Genomic DNA, 19,969 nt, shown 5'->3' with positions numbered 1-19,969 from the left:
GGCAACTAGGATGAATAAAGAAATTCTGGCTGTTGTGGAAGCGGTTTCCAACGAAAAATCCCTTCCACGCGAAAAGATCTTCGAGGCGCTGGAAACAGCATTGGCCACAGCCACCAAGAAAAAATATGAACAAGATATTGATGTTCGTGTCAGCATTGACCGTAAATCTGGCGATTTTGACACTTTCCGCCGTTGGTTAGTTGTTGAAGAAGTGACTCAGCCGACTCGTGAAATTACGCTGGAAGCGGCTAGATTTGAAGAGCCTGAAATCGATTTGGGTAGCTATACCGAAGATCAAATTGAATCAGTAACGTTTGATCGTATTACAACGCAAACCGCTAAACAGGTTATTGTACAAAAAGTACGTGAGGCTGAGCGCGCTATGGTTGTTGACCAGTTTCGCGAACAGCAAGGTGAGATCATCACCAGTGTAGTTAAGAAAGTCAATCGTGAGAATATCACTCTTGATTTGGGCAATAATGCTGAAGCCGTTATCCTTCGCGAAGATATGTTACCAAGGGAAAATTTCCGCCCAGGTGACCGAGTGCGTGGTGTACTGTATGATGTTCGTCCTGAAGCGCGAGGTGCGCAACTGTTTGTCAGTCGTTCCCGCCCGGAAATGCTGGTTGAACTGTTCCGTATTGAGGTTCCGGAAATTGGTGAGGAGCTAATTGAAATTAAAGCTGCTGCCCGAGATCCGGGCTCTCGCGCTAAGATTGCAGTAAAAACGAATGACAAGCGTATCGATCCGGTAGGTGCTTGCGTTGGCATGCGTGGTGCGCGAGTACAGGCTGTTTCCAGTGAACTGGGCGGCGAACGAATCGATATCGTACTGTGGGATGATAATCCTGTTCAGTTTGTCATTAATGCTATGGCTCCGGCTGATGTTGCATCTATTGTTGTCGACGAAGACAAGTGTACGATGGATGTTGCCGTTGAAAGCAACAACTTAGCGCAGGCTATTGGCCGTAATGGTCAAAATGTGCGCCTGGCGGCGCAGTTGTTGAAAAAACACCGTGGTGATGACAAATGGGAATTAAATGTCATGACTGCTGAAGAGTTACAAGCAAAACATCAGGCAGAAGCTCATGCTTCTATTGATACATTCACTAAGCATCTCGATATTGATGAAGAATTTGCTACCGTTCTAGTCGAAGAAGGGTTCTCAACTCTGGAAGAATTGGCCTATGTACCAATTAAGGAACTTCTGGAAATTGAAGGCCTTGATGAGGAAACTATCGAAGTCCTGCGTGAACGTGCGAAAGCTGCTTTAACTACTCTGGAACTGGCTCAGAAAGAAAGCCTCAGTGATAAACAACCAACTGAAGAGTTGTTAAATCTGACTGGTATGAATCGTACTCTGGCATTTGACCTGGCTGCCCGTGGCATCTATACGCTGGAAGATCTTGCCGAGCAGGGTATCGACGACCTATCTGATATTGAAGGTTTGAATGATGAGAAAACAGGCGAGTTCATCATGGCTGCCCGAAATATCTGTTGGTTTGGCGATGATGCGTAATAAACCGTAGCAGGAAGGAACAGCATGACAGATGTAACCGTAAAATCACTGGCAGAAGAGATACAGACTTCGGTTGATCGCCTGGTACAGCAATTTGCTGATGCAGGGATTAAAAAAACCGAAACTGATTTTGTCTCCCAGAAAGAAAAAGAAGCTTTACTGGCACATTTGAACCGCGAACAAGGTGGTTCAGCTGGTAAACCCGATAAATTAACATTGCAGCGTAAGACACGTAGTACGTTGAATGTTTCAGGCACCGATGGTAAAAGCAAACCGGTAGCCGTTGAGGTCCGCAAAAAGCGTACATATGTGAACCGTGATGCAGTTGAACAGGCTAAAGCGGAAGATCAGGCGAAGCGTGAAGCGGAAGAGCAAGCACGGCGCGAAGCAGAAGAAAAAGCGCAACGCGAAGCTGAAACAGCAGCGAAGAAACTCGCTGAAGAGCAGGCTAAACGTGAGGCAGAAGACAAGGCCAAACGTGAAGCAGCTGAAAAAGCTAAGCGCCCGGCAGCGGAAAATGAAAAAGTGACCAATCAACATACCGAACATAAACAAAAACCAGCACAGACTGATAAAACAACTCAAAGTGAAAAAGCACGCCGTGAAGCAGAAGCTGCCGATCTTAAGCGTAAAGCAGAAGAAGAGATGCGTCGTAAGGTAGAGGAAGAAGCTAAACGCGTTGCTGAGGAAGCTCGTCGTATGGCTGAAGAGAATCAGGATAAGTGGTCAAGTGATTCAGATTCCATTGATAGCGATGATTATCATGTCACTACCTCCCGTCATGCCCGTGCAGCAGAAGACGAAAATGATGCTAAAGTTGAAGGTGATCGTCGTGCCCGCAGTCGTAGTGGTAAGGCTACTCGCCAGAAGAAAAATAATAAACATTCTGAATCTAAAGCAGATCGTGAAGAAGCCCGTGCAGTTGGTCGTACAAAAGGCAAGCAACGTAAAACCAGTACATTGCAACAAAGCTTCAATAAGCCTGTAGCTGCTGTTAACCGTGATGTTGTGATCGGTGAAACTATTACAGTTGCTGAATTGGCGAATAAAATGGCTGTCAAAGGTTCTCAGGTCATCAAAGCCATGATGAAAATGGGTGCAATGGCAACTATCAACCAGGTGATCGATCAGGAAACTGCACAGCTGGTTGCTGAAGAAATGGGTCATAAAGTTATCCTGCGTCGTGAGAATGAGCTGGAAGAAGCGCTGATGAGCGACCGCGATATAGGTGAAGCTGTTGCTGAATCGCGTGCGCCGGTTGTGACCATCATGGGTCACGTTGACCACGGTAAAACTTCTCTGCTGGATTATATTCGTTCTACGAAAGTTGCTTCTGGTGAGGCTGGTGGTATTACTCAGCATATCGGTGCTTACCATGTTGAAACTGAAAGTGGCATGATTACTTTCTTGGATACCCCAGGGCATGCTGCATTTACTTCAATGCGTGCACGCGGTGCAAAAGCTACCGACATCGTGGTCCTGGTTGTTGCTGCTGATGATGGCGTGATGCCTCAGACTATCGAAGCTATTCAGCATGCAAAAGCAGCGAATGTGCCTGTAGTTGTTGCGGTTAACAAGATCGACAAACCAGAAGCTGATCCGGATCGCGTGAAGAGTGAGCTTTCTCAGCACGGTGTTCAGCCTGAAGAATGGGGTGGTGAAACTCAGTTTATCAATGTATCCGCTAAAGCGGGTATTGGTATTGATGAATTGCTGGACGCAATCTTACTTCAAGCTGAAGTTCTTGAACTAAAAGCAGTCCGTTCTGGTATGGCAAGCGGCGTTGTTATCGAATCATTCTTGGATAAAGGCCGTGGTCCGGTCGCGACAGTGCTGGTTCAGGAAGGTACTTTGAACAAAGGTGATATAGTACTTTGTGGCTTTGAATATGGACGAGTTCGGGCAATGCGTGACGAGCTAGGTCGTGAAGTGTTCTCTGCGGGGCCATCTATTCCAGTGGAAATCCTTGGCTTATCCAACGTACCTGCGGCTGGTGATGAAGCAACGGTTGTACGTGATGAGAAGAAAGCTCGTGAAGTTGCTCTGTATCGTCAGGGTAAATTCCGTGAGGTCAAACTGGCTCGCCAGCAGAAATCTAAACTGGAAAACATGTTTGCTAACATGGAAGAAGGTGAAGTTTCTGAATTGAATATTGTTCTGAAATCTGATGTTCAGGGATCATGTGAAGCGATCCGCGAAGCATTGGAACAATTGTCTACTGATGAAGTGAAAGTGAAAATCATCGGCTCTGGCGTAGGTGGTATTACTGAAACTGATGCAACACTGGCTGCTGCTTCTAATGCAATTATTCTAGGCTTCAATGTTCGCGCCGATGCTTCTGCACGCCGAGTTGTTGAAAATGAAAGTTTGGATCTGCGTTATTACTCTGTTATCTATAGCCTGATTGATGAGGTTAAACAGGCAATGAGTGGTATGCTGGCGCCTGAATATAAACAGCAGATCATAGGACTAGCAGAAGTTCGTGATGTGTTTAAATCACCGAAATTTGGTGCGATTGCAGGTTGTATGGTGACTGAAGGTACTATTAAACGTAATAATCCAATTCGCGTGTTGCGTGATAACGTAGTGATTTATGAAGGTGAATTGGAATCCCTTCGCCGCTTTAAAGATGACGTTAACGAAGTCCGTAATGGCATGGAATGTGGTATCGGTGTTAAGAACTACAACGATGTTCGTGTTGGTGACATGATCGAAGTATTTGAAGTTATTGAAGTTAAACGATCTATCGCTTAATTCCTACCACTGGTTAATTTCATTATTGGGGGGCTTTTGCCCCCCAAATGTCAGGAGATATAACAATGGCAAGAGAATTCAGTCGTACTCAGCGCGTTGCACAGGAAATGCAAAAAGAGATTGCCATCATTTTACAGCGAGAAGTGAAAGATCCCCGAATCGGTATGGCGACTGTTTCTGGCGTTGAAGTTTCTCGTGATTTGGCTTATGCCAAAGTATTCGTCACTTTTCTGAATGTGTTGACTGAAGAACATGATTCCGATGTGGTAAAGAATGGTATTAAGGCATTGAATGAAGCTTCTGGTTTTATTCGCTCTCTGTTGGGTAAAGCAATGCGTTTGCGTGTCGTACCAGAACTGACTTTCTCCTACGATAATTCCCTGGTAGAGGGGATGAGGATGTCCAATCTGGTTACTAATGTTGTAAAGAATGATGAACAGCGCCGGGCTTCTGCGGATCACAAAGAGGAGAAGTAATGGGGCATCGTCGTCGTGGTCGTGATATACATGGTGTGTTGTTACTGGATAAGCCGCAGGATATTTCTTCTAATGATGCGTTACAAAAAGTAAAACGTATTTTCAACGCTAGCAAAGCTGGTCACACTGGCGCGTTGGATCCACTGGCAACCGGTATGCTACCGGTTTGCCTTGGTGAAGCGACGAAGTTTTCCCAGTTCTTACTTGATTCTGACAAGCGTTATCGAGTGATAGCTCGTCTTGGTCAGCGAACTGACACATCTGATTCACACGGGCAAATCATCAGTGAAAGGGCAATCCAGCTAAGTCAGGTTCAACTTGATGCAGCTTTGGATAAATTCCTTGGTGATATCATGCAAATTCCTTCCATGTATTCTGCACTGAAATATCAGGGAAAACCATTGTATGAGTATGCTCGTCAGGGTATTGAGGTAGAACGCGAAGCACGGCCAATTACAGTCTATGAATTACAGTTTATCCGTTGGGAAGATGATGAACTGGAATTGGAAATACACTGTTCGAAAGGCACTTATATTCGCACTATTATTGATGACTTAGGTGAATTATTAGGCTGTGGTGCCCACGTTATTTATTTAAGACGTTTACAGGTAGCGAATTATCCAAATGATCGCATGGTGACACTTGAGCAATTATATGAATTACAACAGCAAGCCAAAGATCAGGAAATACCTGTGGGCGAATTAATTGATTCATTACTATTACCAATGGATAGTGCAATTGCTCATTTCCCAGAGGTTAATTTGATTCCAGTAGTTGCGGCTTATTTTAAACAAGGTCAGGCGGTGCGCAGTGCCAAATCCCCAGCTTTAGTTGAAAGTATGGTACGTGTAACTGAAGGTGATGAACGAAAATTCATTGGCATTGCTGTTATCAATGATGATGGGCTTGTTGCTCCCCGCCGTTTAGTTGTTGAAAGCCGGGATTAGGGTATTTTGGGTTATCTTGCGCTTAACTTATTTGCAGCGTAGAATGGCGCAGTTATATGTTGGGTGGCTGAATTAGAGATCGGCACCTGTAATTTTAGTTTATATATTTTTGGAGTTGTAATATGTCTCTAAGTACTGAAGCAAAAGCGCAAATTATTGCTGAATTTGGTCGTGATGCGAATGACAGTGGCTCTAGTGAAGTACAGATTGCTTTGTTAACTGCACAAATTAACCACTTGCAAGGCCATTTTTCAGAGCACAAAAAGGATCACCACAGCCGTCGTGGTCTGCTGCGCATGGTTTCTCAGCGTCGTAAACTTTTGGACTATCTGAAGCGTAAAAATGTAACAAGTTACACTGCGCTGATTGGGCGTCTTGGCCTGCGTCGCTAATCAAGCAAGTTTCAGTGGAAAGGGGCCATATATGGCCCCTTTTCTTCTGAGAAGCCATCATAGATAACAGCACAAAAATGCTGGTGGTGGTTTTTGTTAAGGCTCTTCAGTTACAGAGGTTCGCGCGGCTAATGAGAGTGCTTAAGGGAGTAAGACCTGTCGTTAGTCGCGAGGATGTGGCATGGAGAGATCATTCATTGTTGTCTGCTGAATATAAAAGGCAGTATTAACGAAAGGATATTATTTTGCTGAATCCGATTGTTCGTAAATTTCAATATGGTCAACATACCGTTGCTATCGAAACAGGTATGATGGCCCGCCAGGCCACAGCTGCTGTCATGGTCAATATGGATGACACGGCTGTATTTGTCACTGTTGTTGGCCAAAAGAAAGTAAAAGAAGGTCAGGATTTCTTTCCACTGACTGTTAACTATCAGGAGCGTACTTATGCTGCTGGTCGTGTTCCAGGCAGCTTCTTTCGTCGTGAAGGTCGTCCTGGTGAAGGAGAAACGTTAGTCGCTCGTTTGATTGATCGTCCTCTGCGTCCTCTGTTCCCGGAAGGTTTCCTGAACGAGGTGCAGATTGTAGCAACAGTTGTTTCTGTTAACCCGCAAGTTAACCCAGATATTGTTGCAATGATCGGTGCTTCTGCTGCGTTGGCACTATCTGGTATCCCGTTCAATGGCCCAATTGGCGCTGCTCGTGTTGGTTATATTAATGATCAGTATGTGCTGAACCCAACCAGTGATGAGCTGAAAAATAGCCGTTTGGATCTGGTGGTTTCAGGTACTGCTGGTGCTGTTCTGATGGTTGAGTCTGAAGCAGACATTTTAACTGAAGAGCAAATGTTAGGTGCGGTAGTATTCGGCCATGATCAACAACAGGTGGTTATTGATAACATTAATGCGTTGGCTGCGGAAGCAGGCAAAGAAAAATGGAATTGGGTGCCAGAACCTGTTAATCAAGCGTTGCATGACCGTGTAGCTGAATTGGCAGAAGGCCGTCTGGGTGATGCTTATCGTATCACTGAAAAACAGGAGCGTTATGCTCAGGTTGATGCTATCAAAGAGGAAGTTACGGCAGCGCTGTTGGAACAGGATGAGGCTTTAGAAGAAGCTGAAATCCATGAAATTTTGGGTAGCTTAGAGAAAAAAGTTGTTCGTAGCCGAGTCTTGTGTGGTGAACCACGTATTGATGGTCGTGAAAAAGATATGGTGCGTGCATTGGATGTACGTACTGGTGTTCTGCCCCGAACTCATGGCTCTGCGCTGTTTACCCGTGGTGAAACTCAGGCTTTGGTTACTGCGACTTTGGGTACGGAACGTGATGCACAGATCATTGACGAGTTGATGGGAGAGCGTACAGATCGTTTCCTATTGCACTACAACTTCCCACCATATTCTGTTGGTGAAACAGGTATGATGGGTTCACCAAAACGTCGTGAAATTGGTCATGGTCGTCTGGCTAAACGTAGTGTGGCGGCAGTTATGCCAAAAGCTAACGAATTCCCATATACCGTTCGGGTTGTTTCTGAAATCACGGAATCAAACGGCTCGTCTTCAATGGCATCTGTTTGTGGGGCATCTCTTGCGTTAATGGACGCGGGTGTGCCGATTAAAGCTGCTGTTGCTGGTATTGCAATGGGGTTAGTGAAAGAAGGCGATAATTTTGTTGTTCTGTCTGACATCTTGGGTGATGAAGATCATTTGGGAGACATGGACTTTAAAGTAGCGGGTAGCTGTGAAGGTATCAGCGCGCTGCAAATGGACATCAAAATTGAAGGCATTACCCGTGAAATTATGCAAATTGCTCTGAATCAGGCAAAAGGTGCGCGTTTGCATATCCTGAGTGTAATGGAACAGGCAATTAACAGCCCACGTAATGATATTTCTGAATTTGCACCACGTATTCATACCATTAAGATCAATCCTGATAAGATCAAAGATGTTATCGGTAAAGGTGGTTCAGTTATCCGTGCACTGACAGAAGAAACTGGTACTACCATTGAGATTGAAGATGATGGCACAGTGAAAATTGCTGCAACTGATGGTGAAAAAGCAAAACATGCCATCAGTCGCATTGAAGAAATCACTGCTGAAATCGAAGTTGCTCGTGTTTACATTGGTAAAGTAACCCGCATCGTTGATTTTGGCGCGTTTGTTGCTATCGGTGGTGGTAAAGAAGGTCTGGTACATATTTCTCAGATTGCTGATAAGCGTGTTGAGAAAGTGGCTGACTATTTGCAGGTTGGTCAGGAAGTCTCAGTTAAAGTTCTGGAAATTGATCGCCAGGGTCGTGTTCGCCTGAGTATTAAAGAAGCGACAGTCGGCGTAATTGCCGAGGATACACCACTGGCTCCACAATCAGCAGAATAAATTTGATGTTATAAACGGCGTCTTGTAAAAAAGCGCCGTTTATAGACTCAGGGCAGGAGGCCCAATAAATGCAATATGGGTGATAGGGCATTCTTAATCAATGTCTGACTTTCGGGAGTAGGAAATGAATCTTTTTCTGCGCTGGTGTTATGCTGTAGCAATACTTCTTTTGGCAGGATGCAGCAGCAAGGATTGGCGTAAAAACGAAGTTTTTGCTATTCCGTTACAACCTTCATTGCAACAAGAAGTCATTCTGGCTCGTATGGAACAGATTCTTGCGAGTCGGTCATTGACAGAAGATGAGTACGCACAGCTTTTATATGAGAGAGGTGTGCTGTATGATAGTCTCGGGCTAAGGGCTTTGGCACGGAATGATTTTTCTGTTGCCTTATCTATTCGGCCTAATATTCCAGAGATTTTTAATTATCTGGGAATTTACTTCACACAGGTTGGCAATTTTGATGCCGCCTATGAAGCGTTTGATTCTGTATTAGAGCTTGATCCAACTTACAATTACGCGCGTCTTAACCGTGGCATCGCGTTGTATTACGGTGGTCGGTATAAGTTAGCGCAGGATGATCTGCAGGCGTTTTATCAAGACGATCCAAATGATCCTTTCCGTTCGTTGTGGTTGTACCTGGTGGAAAAGGAATTTTATCCTAAAGGGGCGATGGTGAACTTGTCGCAACACTACGAAAAAGCGAACCGGGGGCAATGGGGCTGGAATATAGTTGAATTCTATTTAGGCAAAATTAGTGAATATACATTGATGAACCGCTTGAAAGAGAATGCAACGGATAACACTTCGCTCGCTGAGCATCTCAGTGAAACTGACTTCTATTTAGGTAAACATTACCTAAGTCTGGGGGACAAGGATAGCGCATCTGCGTTATTCAAGCTGACGGTAGCTAACAATGCACATAACTTTGTTGAGCACCGCTATGCATTGTTGGAATTGGCGCTGTTAGGCCAGGAACAAGATGACCTATCAGAATCGGACCAGCAATAGCTGACGAACATTTCGAGATTGATTTGCAAAGTCCATCATCTTGACCGATGAGGGCTTATTTGTTCGTTTAATTAAATACTTTGAGCCAGTTCACATTTTAAATGAAAATGACCGAAATTTTTTTCGATGCGTTATGTAGACTGGCCGCCATAACTAATGAGGCACCATTACATGACCACTGAGACTGAAATCTCTTTTGCTGATCTGGGTTTATCAGCACCTATCCTTTCTGCACTGGAAGATCTTGGCTATGAAAAGCCATCTCCAATTCAGCAACAATGTATTCCCCATTTATTAAATGGCCGTGACGTACTAGGTATGGCGCAGACGGGGAGTGGTAAAACAGCGGCATTCAGTTTGCCTTTATTGCATAACATCAATGCTGAGTTGAAAGCTCCGCAGATCCTTGTGTTGGCACCGACCCGTGAACTGGCGGTACAGGTAGCCGAAGCGTGCGCAGATTTTTCTAAACATATGCGTAACGTGAATGTTGTTGCACTGTATGGTGGGCAACGTTATGACGTTCAGTTACGTGCTTTACGTCAAGGGCCACAAATTGTTGTGGGTACACCAGGACGTCTTCTGGACCATCTGAAGCGTGGTACGTTGGATCTGTCTAACCTGAGCGGTTTAGTTTTGGATGAAGCAGACGAAATGCTGCGTATGGGCTTTATCGAAGATGTTGAAAACATCATGAGCCAGATCCCTGCTGAACATCAGACTGCGCTGTTCTCTGCAACTATGCCAGAAGCTATTCGTCGCATTACTCGTCGTTTTATGATCGATCCGCAAGAAGTGCGTATCCAAGCGAGTGTAACGACCCGTCCTGACATCAGCCAGAGCTATTGGTCTGTTTACGGTATGCGTAAAAATGAAGCTTTGGTGCGTTTCCTTGAAGCAGAGGATTTTGATGCCGCGATTATTTTTGTGCGCACCAAAAACGCAACGTTGGAAGTGGCAGAAGCACTGGAGCGTAATGGCTACAACAGTGCGGCGCTAAACGGTGATATGAACCAGGCACTGCGTGAGCAGACATTGGAACGTCTGAAAGATGGCCGTTTGGATATTTTGATTGCAACTGATGTTGCAGCGCGTGGCCTGGATGTTGAACGCATCAGCTTGGTTGTTAACTATGACATTCCAATGGATGCGGAATCTTATGTTCACCGTATTGGCCGTACTGGCCGTGCAGGTCGTGCAGGTCGTGCGCTGTTGTTTGTAGAAAACCGTGAACGTCGCTTGTTACGTAACGTTGAACGTACAATGAAGCTGACTATCCCGGAAGTTGAACTGCCAAATGCTGAATTGCTGAGTCAGCGTCGTCTGGAAAAATTTGCTACTAATGTACAGCAGCAATTGGAAAGTAGCGATCTGGATCAGTACCGTACTCTGTTGTCTAAACTGCAACCTGCAGAAGATTTGGATATAGAAACGCTGGCAGCCGCATTATTGAAAATGGCACAGGGTGAGCGCCCGTTGATTCTGCCTCCGGATCCGGTTCGTCGTCCTCGCCGCGAATTCAACGAACGTGATGATCGTCGTCGTAGTGGCTTTGATGATCGTGGCGAACGTAGTGATCGTCCTCGTCGTGAACGCCGTGATGTCGGTGAAATGGAGTTATACCGTATTGAAGTGGGTCGCGATGATGGTGTTGAAGTTCGTCATATCGTTGGTGCGATTGCTAACGAAGGTGATATCAGCAGCCGTTATATTGGCAACATCAAATTGTTTGCAACGCATTCCACGATTGAATTGCCAAAAGGCATGCCAGGTGATTTGTTATCCCACTTTACCCGTACCCGCATTCTGAATAAGCCAATGAATATGCAGTTAATGGGTGATGCACAGCCATTTGAACGCCGCGAACGTCGTGGTGGTGGGCGTAACGGCAATGGTAACGGTAACGGTAATGGCCCCCGTCGTGATCGTGAGAGTTTCAATGGTGGTGGCCGTCGCTTCAATGGTGAACGCCGCAGTGGTGAAGGTCGTGGTGAAAGCCAAAGCCGTAGCAGTTTCCGTGGTCGTGGTGATGATCATGGTTCATCTGCTCCACGCCGTCGTTATAACAATAGTAACGCACAGTAATCACCTGGACTGATATTTAAATAGTAAAGCGGCTCTTTTTACAGGAGCCGTTTTTGTTGCCAGTTAATTGCTTCAATATTTTTATAATAAAAAAAGCTGCTTTTTATACAAAAGGCAGCTTTTAATATGCAGAAAGAGATCAGTTACTTAATGCTTCAACGGGATTACCTGCACTGCGGGTGCGCCATAGTTTCAGCCATTGCATAATGGAAGAGACCATAATCACAATGCCGAGGATAACCATCACAATGGAGATTGTTCCGTTGAAGATGCTGAAACCTTTTGTTGCGGAGTTGAAGTAAACATTCTTCACCATCCAGTAAGCAGCATAGTTCACAGTAACGTACAGGTAAGCGAGTGGTATCAGGCAGGTCAGCGTATACCAGCGTTTTTCAGACAGACGTAGGATAATTGTTGCACCAATCATCAGGCCGATGGAGGCCATCAGTTGATTGGATACCCCGAATAGTGCCCAGACTGAATTGATATCGCCGGAATTTAGTAAGTAGCCCCACAGTAAACAGGCAACGATACTGCAACCAATGGAACCCGGTAACCAGTCGATACGTTTCAGAGGTGCCCATATATCGCCCAGGAAATCTTGCAGCAGGTAGCGGGCAACACGCGTACCGGAATCAACCGCTGTCAGGATAAATACGGCTTCAAACATGACGACGAACTGGAAAAAGTAGGATGCTAGCTGGCTGAACCAAGGAATGCGGGTGAAGATATCTGCCATACCAACCGCCAATGTGACTGCGCCACCGGTACGGCCATACAGATCCAGACCAATTTCCTGACTCAGTTTTGGTAGATGGATAACATCCATACCCAATGTAGCAAAGACCTCTGGGGAGGAGTTAATAGCGAAATAGTCAGCAGGATATAGGGAAGTGGCAGCGATCAACGCCATGACACCAACGACACATTCTGCCAGCATTGCACCGAAACCCACGGGCAGAATATCACTCCACTTATCGATCTGCTTTGGTGTTGTGCCAGAGCCGATAAATGCATGAAAACCAGAAATAGCGCCACACGCAATGGTGATGGAGATAAACGGCCACACTGGACCGGCCAGTACAGGGCCATTGCCATGAATAAATTCAGTGACTGCCGGGAATTGGATCTCCGGGTTAATAAAGATGACTCCCACAACTAGTGCGCCGAATACACCGATTTTCATAAAACTGGAAAGATAACCACGGGGAGTCAATAACATCCATACAGGCAGAGCGGTGGCAAAAAACGCATAGATTGGCAGTGCCAAGCTGACAGTTGATGTACGCAGACTCAGCCATTCACCGAAAGCAGATGCCTGAATGTAAGGGCCGGCAATCACACAAGCCATAATGGTGATAATACCTACCCAAGTTGCCCCGCGCATATTACCTGTGAAGCGCTCCCATAGACCGACTCCGATTGCGACCGGAATGGTCATAAATACTGCAAATGTTCCCCAGGGATTACGTTCTAGTGCATGAACGACTACCATAGAGAGACCTGCCATAGTAATCGTAATGATGAACAACATCGCAAGGCCGGTGCACCAACCAGCAATTGGACCAAGTTCTGTTTTGGCAACTTCTGACAGGGATTTACCACTATGTTTCATTGAGGCGAATAAAACAACCGTATCATGCACGGCCCCGCCGATAACACAGCCGATTAGTAGCCATAACATACTTGGCAAATAACCGTATTGAGCTGCTAATACAGGGCCAACCAGAGGTCCTGCGGCTGCGATTGCTGCGAAGTGGCTACCAAAATTGACCCATTTTTTCGTGGGTACATAATCTTTACCGTCTTCCAGTAAATGGGAAGGTGTAACCTCGCTGTCATCTGCTTTCAGTACCTTTTTAACGAAGAATACGCCGTACAAGCGGTAGCAGATAACCAGAATACACAACGTTGCAATGACAAATGTGAGAGCGTGTTGCATTTCTCTTCTCCTGAGAGTTATAAATTTTTACTCGTATCTTGTCATAGGTAAAGGAAGCTATAAGGGAGTGTCTAAGTGAGTGGTTGTATGGCGGGTTAAGTGGTCAGATTCAGCAGGTGAGCGGTGAGTAAGAACAGATTAACCCGCTGAAAAGATGATGAGTGTCATGGTTACTTCAATCCTAGTGCCTCTTTCAATGGTTTCAAATAACGGCGGCTGACGGGGATAGTTTTGCCATTGCGTAGAATCAGTTCGGCCTGTCCGTGATCACCAAATAGGATTTCGCGCAGATGGGTCATATTGACCAGATATTGACGATGATTTCTCATCATTGGTGTGCGGGTTTCTAATGTGCGAAGTGTTAGTTCAGTAAATCCTTCCTGCCCATTGGTACACATAACATAAACTCCACTTGGGCGGGAGGCGACATAAAGGATTTCATCCAGCTGCACAAGCCAGATTCGGCTGTGGCCGGTGCATGGGATATATTTCAGCGGCTCTTCTGCTTTCAGGGTGGAAATATCCTGTTTCTGATACCCTTGCCGTAATCGTTGTAAGGTTTTGGTTAGACGGTTTTTTTCCAGTGGTTTTAATAAATAGTCAAATGCGTGCTCTTCAAACGCTTGTATTGCATATTCATCAAATGCGGTCAGGAAAACAATATAGGGACGATGCTCTGGATCGAGCATACCAACCATTTCCAATCCGGTGATGCGTGGCATCTGGATATCCAAAAATACAACATCGGGTTTTAGATGATGTATGGCGCCAATGGCTTCAACGGCATTGGCGCATTCGCCAATAATTTGAATATCATGTTCTTCTTCTAGCAAACAACGTAGGTTTTCTCGCGCAAGCGGTTCGTCATCAACAATTAATATATTCATATTCACACAGTTTTATTAGCCTCTTTAATGAGTGGCAAGTGTAAAATTACGCGGGTAAATTTTTCTGGCAGGCAATCTATTTGCACGCCATAATTTTCACCATAGCGAAGTCGTAGCCGTTTATCTACCAGACTCATTCCTAGTCCATCCCCCATAGAGACCGATTTATAAAGACCAGCATTATCTTCCACTTCCAGTATCAACAATTGATTCTGCTGATGAGCACGAATAGTAATTCTGCCGGTTTCTAATAACTGTGATGTGCCGTGTTTGATCGCATTTTCTACTATTGGCTGGAGAGAAAAAGCGGGTAATTTGGCGTGAATCAGAGATTCCGGCAGTTCAATATTTATTTGCAGATGTTCACGGAAACGCGCCTTCTCAATTTGTAAGTAAGCATTCACATGCTCTATTTCATCAGACAGCGTGACAATCTCTTCTGACCGTTTCAAGTTTTTACGGAAAAAGGTTGAGAGATATTGTACTAATTGACCTGCTTGATAACTGTCCCGTCGGATCACTGCTTGCAGGGTATTTAAGGCATTAAATAAAAAGTGAGGATTCACTTGCGCATGAAGCAGCTTAATTTCTGATTGAAGTAGTGATTGTTTGTTACGTTCATACTGCCCTGCGAGGATTTGGGCGGATAATAAACTGGCAATACCTTCCCCCAAGGGGCGATTGATTGAGCTGAACAGACGGTTTTTGGCTTCATAAAGTTTGATTGCGCCGATAACTTGCTGATTTTCTCCCTGTAGTGGAATAACCAGAGTGGAACCCAATTTGCAGGTTGGATTGATTGAACAACGGTAGGGTATTTCATTGCCATCGGCATAAACCACTTCATTATTTTCAATTGCTCGATGAGATTGTTCTGAAGAAATAGGTGTTCCAGGGAGGTGATGATCTGAACCGATACCAATAAACGCCAGGAGTTTTTCTCTATCTGTAATAGCCACTGCGCCTATTTCCAGTTGTTGATAAATAACTTTCGCTACCTTCATACTGTTATTTTCATTAAATCCTTTTCGCAGAATACCTTCGGTATAGACAGCGATTTTTAGTGCCTGAGCAGAAAATGCACTGGTGTATTTTTCAAATATCGCGCGTCGGTCAAGCAGGATACGTATAAACATTGCTGAGCCGATACTATTGGTGACGATCATGGGGGCGGCGATATTTTTGACCAACGCTAATGCTTCACTGTATGGACGAGAGAGCAGTAGTAAAATGCCCATTTGTATTATTTCAGCACAAAACGTGACGATAGCGGCTGTCCAGGGATTAATCAGTCGGTTTATCTGACCACGTTTCATCAGATAGCTGTGAATAATGCCGCCGATTAAACCTTCAATAATGGTCGATATCATGCAACTGAAAGCGGTCATCCCACCAAGAGAATAGCGGTGCAGTCCACCGGTTAATCCCACCAGTGCGCCGACACCGGGTCCACCCAGAAGTCCGCCAAGGACAGCGCCAATAGCTCGGGTATTGGCAATGGAATCACCTACATGCAGTCCAAAATAAGTTCCCATAATACAGAAAATGGAAAAAGTAACATAACACAGCAACTTATGAGGTAAACGTACAGTCACTTGTAACAGTGGAATAAATAGCGGTGTTTTACTTAGTAGCCAGGCGATAACCAAATAAACACACATCTGTTGTAGTAATAACAATACAAGATTAAATTCGTACATAAACTTTCCGGGAGGATTTATGGATGTTATTAGTTTACAGAAACAGCTAATAATATTATTAAAAGTTTAGTTTAAGTGGGTTAATATTTGACAAGAATCATAAACCACGACACTATTATAAAGCGTTTTCCTTTCTATCAGTGATTATACGCACAAACATATAAGAAATTTTCCGTAGAACAATGCGAAGCTATAGCGTTAGTTTCGAGTCGGGTAATTTTGGATGTGTAAGACATCATGAAAAAAAGAACACTTTTTACGATTTTACTGGTTATTTTGCTCACAGCAATGGCTGTGTTATTTCGTTCCCATAACCAATATTTATTGTTGCAAGGTGAAGTTGATGCACCGGAAGTAATTGTGGCATCTAAAGCTAAGGGACGAGTGATTAAACGTCACGTTGAGCGAGGAGATGATGTTAAGGCAGGGCAGTTACTGATTACACTTGAAAGCCCTGAATTACTGGCCCAGGTTGCTTCATTAGAAGCTGCTCGTGATCAAGCCAAAGCGCAGTTGGAACAATCTCTTCATGGAACACGTGAAGAAAGTATTCGAAATTTGGAAGCGGGTTTGGCACAAGCTCAGGCCGAATATGATAACGCGGTACGTGAATATGATCGTATTCAGAATATAGCATCTAAAGGCTATGTTTCACGGAACGATCTAGATAATGCTCACAGAAGTAGAGATGTTGCCTATCAGAAAATGCAGAGTGCAAAAGCGGTATTGGATGAAGGTATGCATGGTGACAGGATTGAACTGCGTCAGAAATATGCAGCGGCTTTACGTCAGGCTGAACAGCAACTGATTGAGTTACAAACCCAGAGTAATGATTTGCAGGTCAAAGCACCTGTCGCGGGGGAGGTTGGGCCGATTCCGGCAGAAGTTGGTGAATTATTTAGTGCTAATAGCCCCTTAGTGGCATTAATCCGTGTACCAGAAGCTTATTTTATTTATAACCTGCGGGAAGACATTCTGGCAAAGGTGCACAAAGGGGATAAAGTCAAACTTCGTATACCTGCGCTAGGTGATAAAGAGATTGAAGCCGAAGTTCGTTATATCTCTCCAATGGGTGATTACGCGACTAAACGTGCCACTCGTGCCACCGGTGATTTCGATTTAAGAACCTTTGAAGTGCGCTTGTATTCCTTACAGCCTATTGAAGGTTTACGTCCTGGTATGAGTGCATTGTGGCGTTGGGATAAGTAGGTGACTGATGCGGAACAAGGTTGCATGGCGTGGTTTCGAGTGTGCTTTTAGCCAAGAAATCCGGGCTGTGATTCGTAGTCCAGTTTTTCACTGGTTAAGCTGGTTATTCCCGTTGATGCTATTTGTGCTTATCAGTGCTAATTTCTCAGAAGGGACATTGCTCAATCTGCCAGTATCGGTGGTTGATAATGATCAGAGTCCGCTGTCACGTCATCTAATACGTAACCTGAATGCGGCTTCTCATGCGCAGATTAAATCTTATGATGGTGGATTGCAGGAATCTCTTGAACGGCTTGGCAGTGCTAAGGATTACTCCTTACTTTATATCCCGCACGATTTTGAAGCTAATGCACTTACAGGACATCAGCCGACCGTGCGTATGTATTACAACGCGTTGTTTTATGGTGCCGGAAGTTATTCTATTCAAGATCTCAGTGGATTAATGGCAGAGATTAATGCGAAGTACCGTTCTATATTGGCGACAGAAATGGGCCATCAGTTACCTCCATTAGCCAATGTTACGCTCGTTTATGACAGCCTTTTTAATGCCAGCGGTAGTTACATCTATTATCAGCAGTTTGCGGCTACAATCCATTTGTTACAGCTTTTTGTTGTAACCTGCACGATTTATAGCATGGCACGCAGCAAAATGCTGATGACAATGAAACCGTTTACTTTTGCTCTATTGGGAAAACTGGCGCCTTATACCCTGTTTTTTACTTTGTTGCTAATTGTAGAATTGGCGGCTCTGATTGGTATATTTGATGCAAAAGTGAATGGTAACCCAATATATATGGTGATAGTGGGTTTCTTCTATGTCATTGCCGCTCAAAGTATTGGCTTGTTGTTGTTTACTTTCACTAATAGCACACTGACGGCTTACAGTTTAATCGGAGTGCTAGTCAGTATTGCGACAACTTTTTCAGGTATGTCAGTGCCAGAATTATCAATGATATTGCCGGCGCGGATAATTGCCAATATTGAGCCTTTGACGCACGCACTAAATGCGATGTTTGATATTTTTCTGCGTGAGGTTTCTTTACTGGGTATTTTATCTGTTTGTGCTTTATTGCTTATTTATCCGGTCGTTTGCTTTCTGCTAGTGCGAAACCGGTTATTTAAACGGCTTGGCTTGCCACAGGGTGATGAATAATGCAGATGTATTGGCAAACTTTTCGCCGGGTATTAATGGGAATGTTGGAAAAGCCCATGTGGATGTTGATGCTAGTTTCCTTGTGTATGATGAGTTTGGTATATGTCCGGCCAACAGTATGGGATCTACCGGTTGCCGTGATCGACCAAGATCACAGCTCTGCTAGTCGTGCTTTGATACGTCAACTTAACTCCACGGCTAAAATTGCTGTCCACAGTTATGACAATCTGGCTGATGCTCGTCACGATCTACTGCTACGTGAAATTTTTGCGATTATTATCATCCCGGCGGACTTGGAGAAAAATATCCTTAATGGAAAAAATATCACCTTTCCGATTTATGGCGATGCAACCAGTCGTCTTGCTAATGGACAAATTCAACAAGAATTGACTTCTGCTCACCGGCAATTGCTAAACGAATATAACAGCAAATTATTATTGAAATATGGTTTTAGTCCTGAACAGACAACATTATTATTAATGCCGATTCGTAGTGAAACTATTGGATTATTTAACCCTGGTGTCAGTTTTGCCGCAATTGTTTTTCCCGGTTTATTAGTGATGTTATTACAACACTCGCTATTGATATCTTGTGTGCGGGTCAGTATTACGATACGTGGTACACCGAAAGGTAAACCACCATTGCCTGTCTATTTGGGAGCGCTGTCGGCGCTATTACCGATTTGGCTTTTTCTTTCCATCATCTTTTTTGTGCTTTGGCCGTGGGTATTGGGATATCGGCAGGAAGCATCTATTCCTTTGCTATTAATGCTGACTTTTCTGTTTATGTTGGCAGTGCTTGGATTAGGGAAATTAGTGACAGAATGTATGCGCAGTGTAGAGATGATCTATTTGACGATCGCTTTACTTACAACGCCTGTATTCTATATTTCCGGCACCATTTGGCCGGTACAGGCAATGCCTGATTGGGTAAGAGCAATCTCTTCGGCTTTACCGTCTACTTGGGCAACAAAAGCGATTGCTGGTGTTAACCAGATGGGGTTGCCATTACAGAGTGTATTGGGAGATATTGCTATGATGTTGGTCCTTGGTGTGATTTATACTCTGCTAGGGATTCTTATCGGTATGGTGCGTCAGAGGAATTTAGGAAAATAACCTATTATTTATGTAGGTTATTCAAATGATGATTTATACCCGTCATCTTTCAAGTTGCCTCTTTGTTGGCTGCACTCACTCACCCCGGTCACATAGTTCTCTATGCTCCCGGGGATTCGCTCCCTTGCCGCCGCGATGCATCTTGAAATCCATAGGGTATATGCTTTCTGGTAATCTGATTAGATTCCATCAAGATATCTATAAATTGCGTTTTGTCGATAGTTTCTTTCTATTAGGCTTCGAGGTTACATTTTCCAGATTTTTATAAAAATTTCACCATTAACTCCTTTATTCAATATCTACTTTGATAGCTGACTATCTGGGAATGCTATAGAATGCGTGTTCCGTTGGTGATGATACTTAAGATCTGCTTGTTCTAAGAGGCTTCCGTTAAAGGAAGCCATTT

The 19,969-nt window shown here is 44.4% G+C and carries 15 protein-coding genes; 12 read left to right on the top strand and 3 right to left on the bottom strand.

From position 1 onward, the window contains the following. Positions 1-10 precede the first annotated feature (10 nt). The 9 genes from nusA (at position 11) to ACGF5R_RS04560 (ending at position 11,557) form a co-directional block, all read left to right on the top strand. Positions 11-1,519, top strand: coding sequence for a transcription termination factor NusA (gene nusA, locus ACGF5R_RS04600; protein ID WP_387689927.1), 1,509 nt, complete (start codon positions 11-13; stop codon positions 1,517-1,519). A gap of 24 nt (positions 1,520-1,543) precedes the next feature. Continuing rightward, positions 1,544-4,273: a translation initiation factor IF-2 gene (gene infB, locus ACGF5R_RS04595; RefSeq protein WP_112877193.1), complete on the top strand. Its 2,730-nt coding sequence runs from the start codon at positions 1,544-1,546 to the stop codon at positions 4,271-4,273. Positions 4,274-4,338: 65 nt separating this feature from the next. Continuing rightward, complete coding sequence (rbfA, locus tag ACGF5R_RS04590; RefSeq protein ID WP_049585104.1) at positions 4,339-4,749, top strand: 30S ribosome-binding factor RbfA; 411 nt, start codon at positions 4,339-4,341, stop codon at positions 4,747-4,749. Continuing rightward, positions 4,749-5,696: a tRNA pseudouridine(55) synthase TruB gene (gene truB / locus ACGF5R_RS04585; protein WP_112877194.1), complete on the top strand. Its 948-nt coding sequence runs from the start codon at positions 4,749-4,751 to the stop codon at positions 5,694-5,696. Before rbfA ends, truB begins: the two co-directional genes overlap by 1 nt. Before the next feature lie 122 nt (positions 5,697-5,818). Then, entirely contained in the window at positions 5,819-6,088 is a 270-nt protein-coding gene (gene rpsO, locus ACGF5R_RS04580; RefSeq protein ID WP_015836102.1) for a 30S ribosomal protein S15, read from the top strand. Positions 6,089-6,333: 245 nt separating this feature from the next. Beyond that, complete coding sequence (gene pnp / locus ACGF5R_RS04575; protein ID WP_112877195.1) at positions 6,334-8,463, top strand: polyribonucleotide nucleotidyltransferase; 2,130 nt, start codon at positions 6,334-6,336, stop codon at positions 8,461-8,463. 124 nt (positions 8,464-8,587) lie between these two features. Continuing rightward, on the top strand, positions 8,588-9,472 hold the full coding sequence (gene nlpI / locus ACGF5R_RS04570; RefSeq protein ID WP_112877196.1) for a lipoprotein NlpI: 885 nt from the start codon (positions 8,588-8,590) through the stop codon (positions 9,470-9,472). A 101-nt stretch (positions 9,473-9,573) separates the two neighbouring features. Continuing rightward, on the top strand, positions 9,574-9,654 hold the full coding sequence (gene yrbN / locus ACGF5R_RS04565) for a protein YrbN (protein ID WP_105394837.1): 81 nt from the start codon (positions 9,574-9,576) through the stop codon (positions 9,652-9,654). Then, the gene (locus tag ACGF5R_RS04560) at positions 9,644-11,557 is read left to right on the top strand and encodes a DEAD/DEAH family ATP-dependent RNA helicase (RefSeq protein WP_387689925.1); all 1,914 of its coding nucleotides are present in this window, start codon (positions 9,644-9,646) and stop codon (positions 11,555-11,557) included. Before yrbN ends, ACGF5R_RS04560 begins: the two co-directional genes overlap by 11 nt. Before the next feature lie 139 nt (positions 11,558-11,696). Here ACGF5R_RS04560 and ACGF5R_RS04555 read toward each other — a convergent pair whose 3' ends face one another. The 3 genes from ACGF5R_RS04555 to ACGF5R_RS04545 all read right to left on the bottom strand — a co-directional run bounded on the left by ACGF5R_RS04555 (position 11,697) and on the right by ACGF5R_RS04545 (position 16,086). Next, a complete protein-coding gene (locus ACGF5R_RS04555) occupies positions 11,697-13,499 on the bottom strand; it encodes a carbon starvation protein A (RefSeq protein WP_387689923.1) in 1,803 nt (600 codons plus the stop codon). Between the two features lie 170 nt (positions 13,500-13,669). Further along, positions 13,670-14,386, bottom strand: a complete 717-nt coding sequence (gene btsR, locus ACGF5R_RS04550; RefSeq protein ID WP_112877199.1) for a two-component system response regulator BtsR — start codon at positions 14,384-14,386, stop codon at positions 13,670-13,672. A 2-nt stretch (positions 14,387-14,388) separates the two neighbouring features. Beyond that, positions 14,389-16,086: a LytS/YhcK type 5TM receptor domain-containing protein gene (locus ACGF5R_RS04545; RefSeq protein WP_387689921.1), complete on the bottom strand. Its 1,698-nt coding sequence runs from the start codon at positions 16,084-16,086 to the stop codon at positions 14,389-14,391. A gap of 237 nt (positions 16,087-16,323) precedes the next feature. On the opposite strand from ACGF5R_RS04545, the gene ACGF5R_RS04540 reads away from it, so the two are divergent. Genes ACGF5R_RS04540 through ACGF5R_RS04530 form a run of 3 tightly spaced genes read left to right on the top strand, consistent with a single transcriptional unit; the run spans position 16,324 to position 19,563 of the window. Next, positions 16,324-17,295, top strand: a complete 972-nt coding sequence (locus tag ACGF5R_RS04540) for an HlyD family secretion protein (protein WP_262980385.1) — start codon at positions 16,324-16,326, stop codon at positions 17,293-17,295. 7 nt (positions 17,296-17,302) lie between these two features. Beyond that, a complete protein-coding gene (locus ACGF5R_RS04535) occupies positions 17,303-18,448 on the top strand; it encodes an ABC transporter permease (RefSeq protein WP_112877202.1) in 1,146 nt (381 codons plus the stop codon). After that, the gene (locus tag ACGF5R_RS04530) at positions 18,448-19,563 is read left to right on the top strand and encodes an ABC transporter permease (protein ID WP_387689919.1); all 1,116 of its coding nucleotides are present in this window, start codon (positions 18,448-18,450) and stop codon (positions 19,561-19,563) included. The genes ACGF5R_RS04535 and ACGF5R_RS04530 overlap by 1 nt, the downstream gene beginning before the upstream one ends. Positions 19,564-19,969 lie beyond the last annotated feature (406 nt).

Source organism: Photorhabdus sp. RM71S, assembly GCF_042879355.1.
GTDB lineage: Bacteria > Pseudomonadota > Gammaproteobacteria > Enterobacterales > Enterobacteriaceae > Photorhabdus > Photorhabdus kayaii.
Note: the sequence above shows the minus strand (reverse complement) of the source record. Positions and strands in the feature narration are given on the sequence as shown.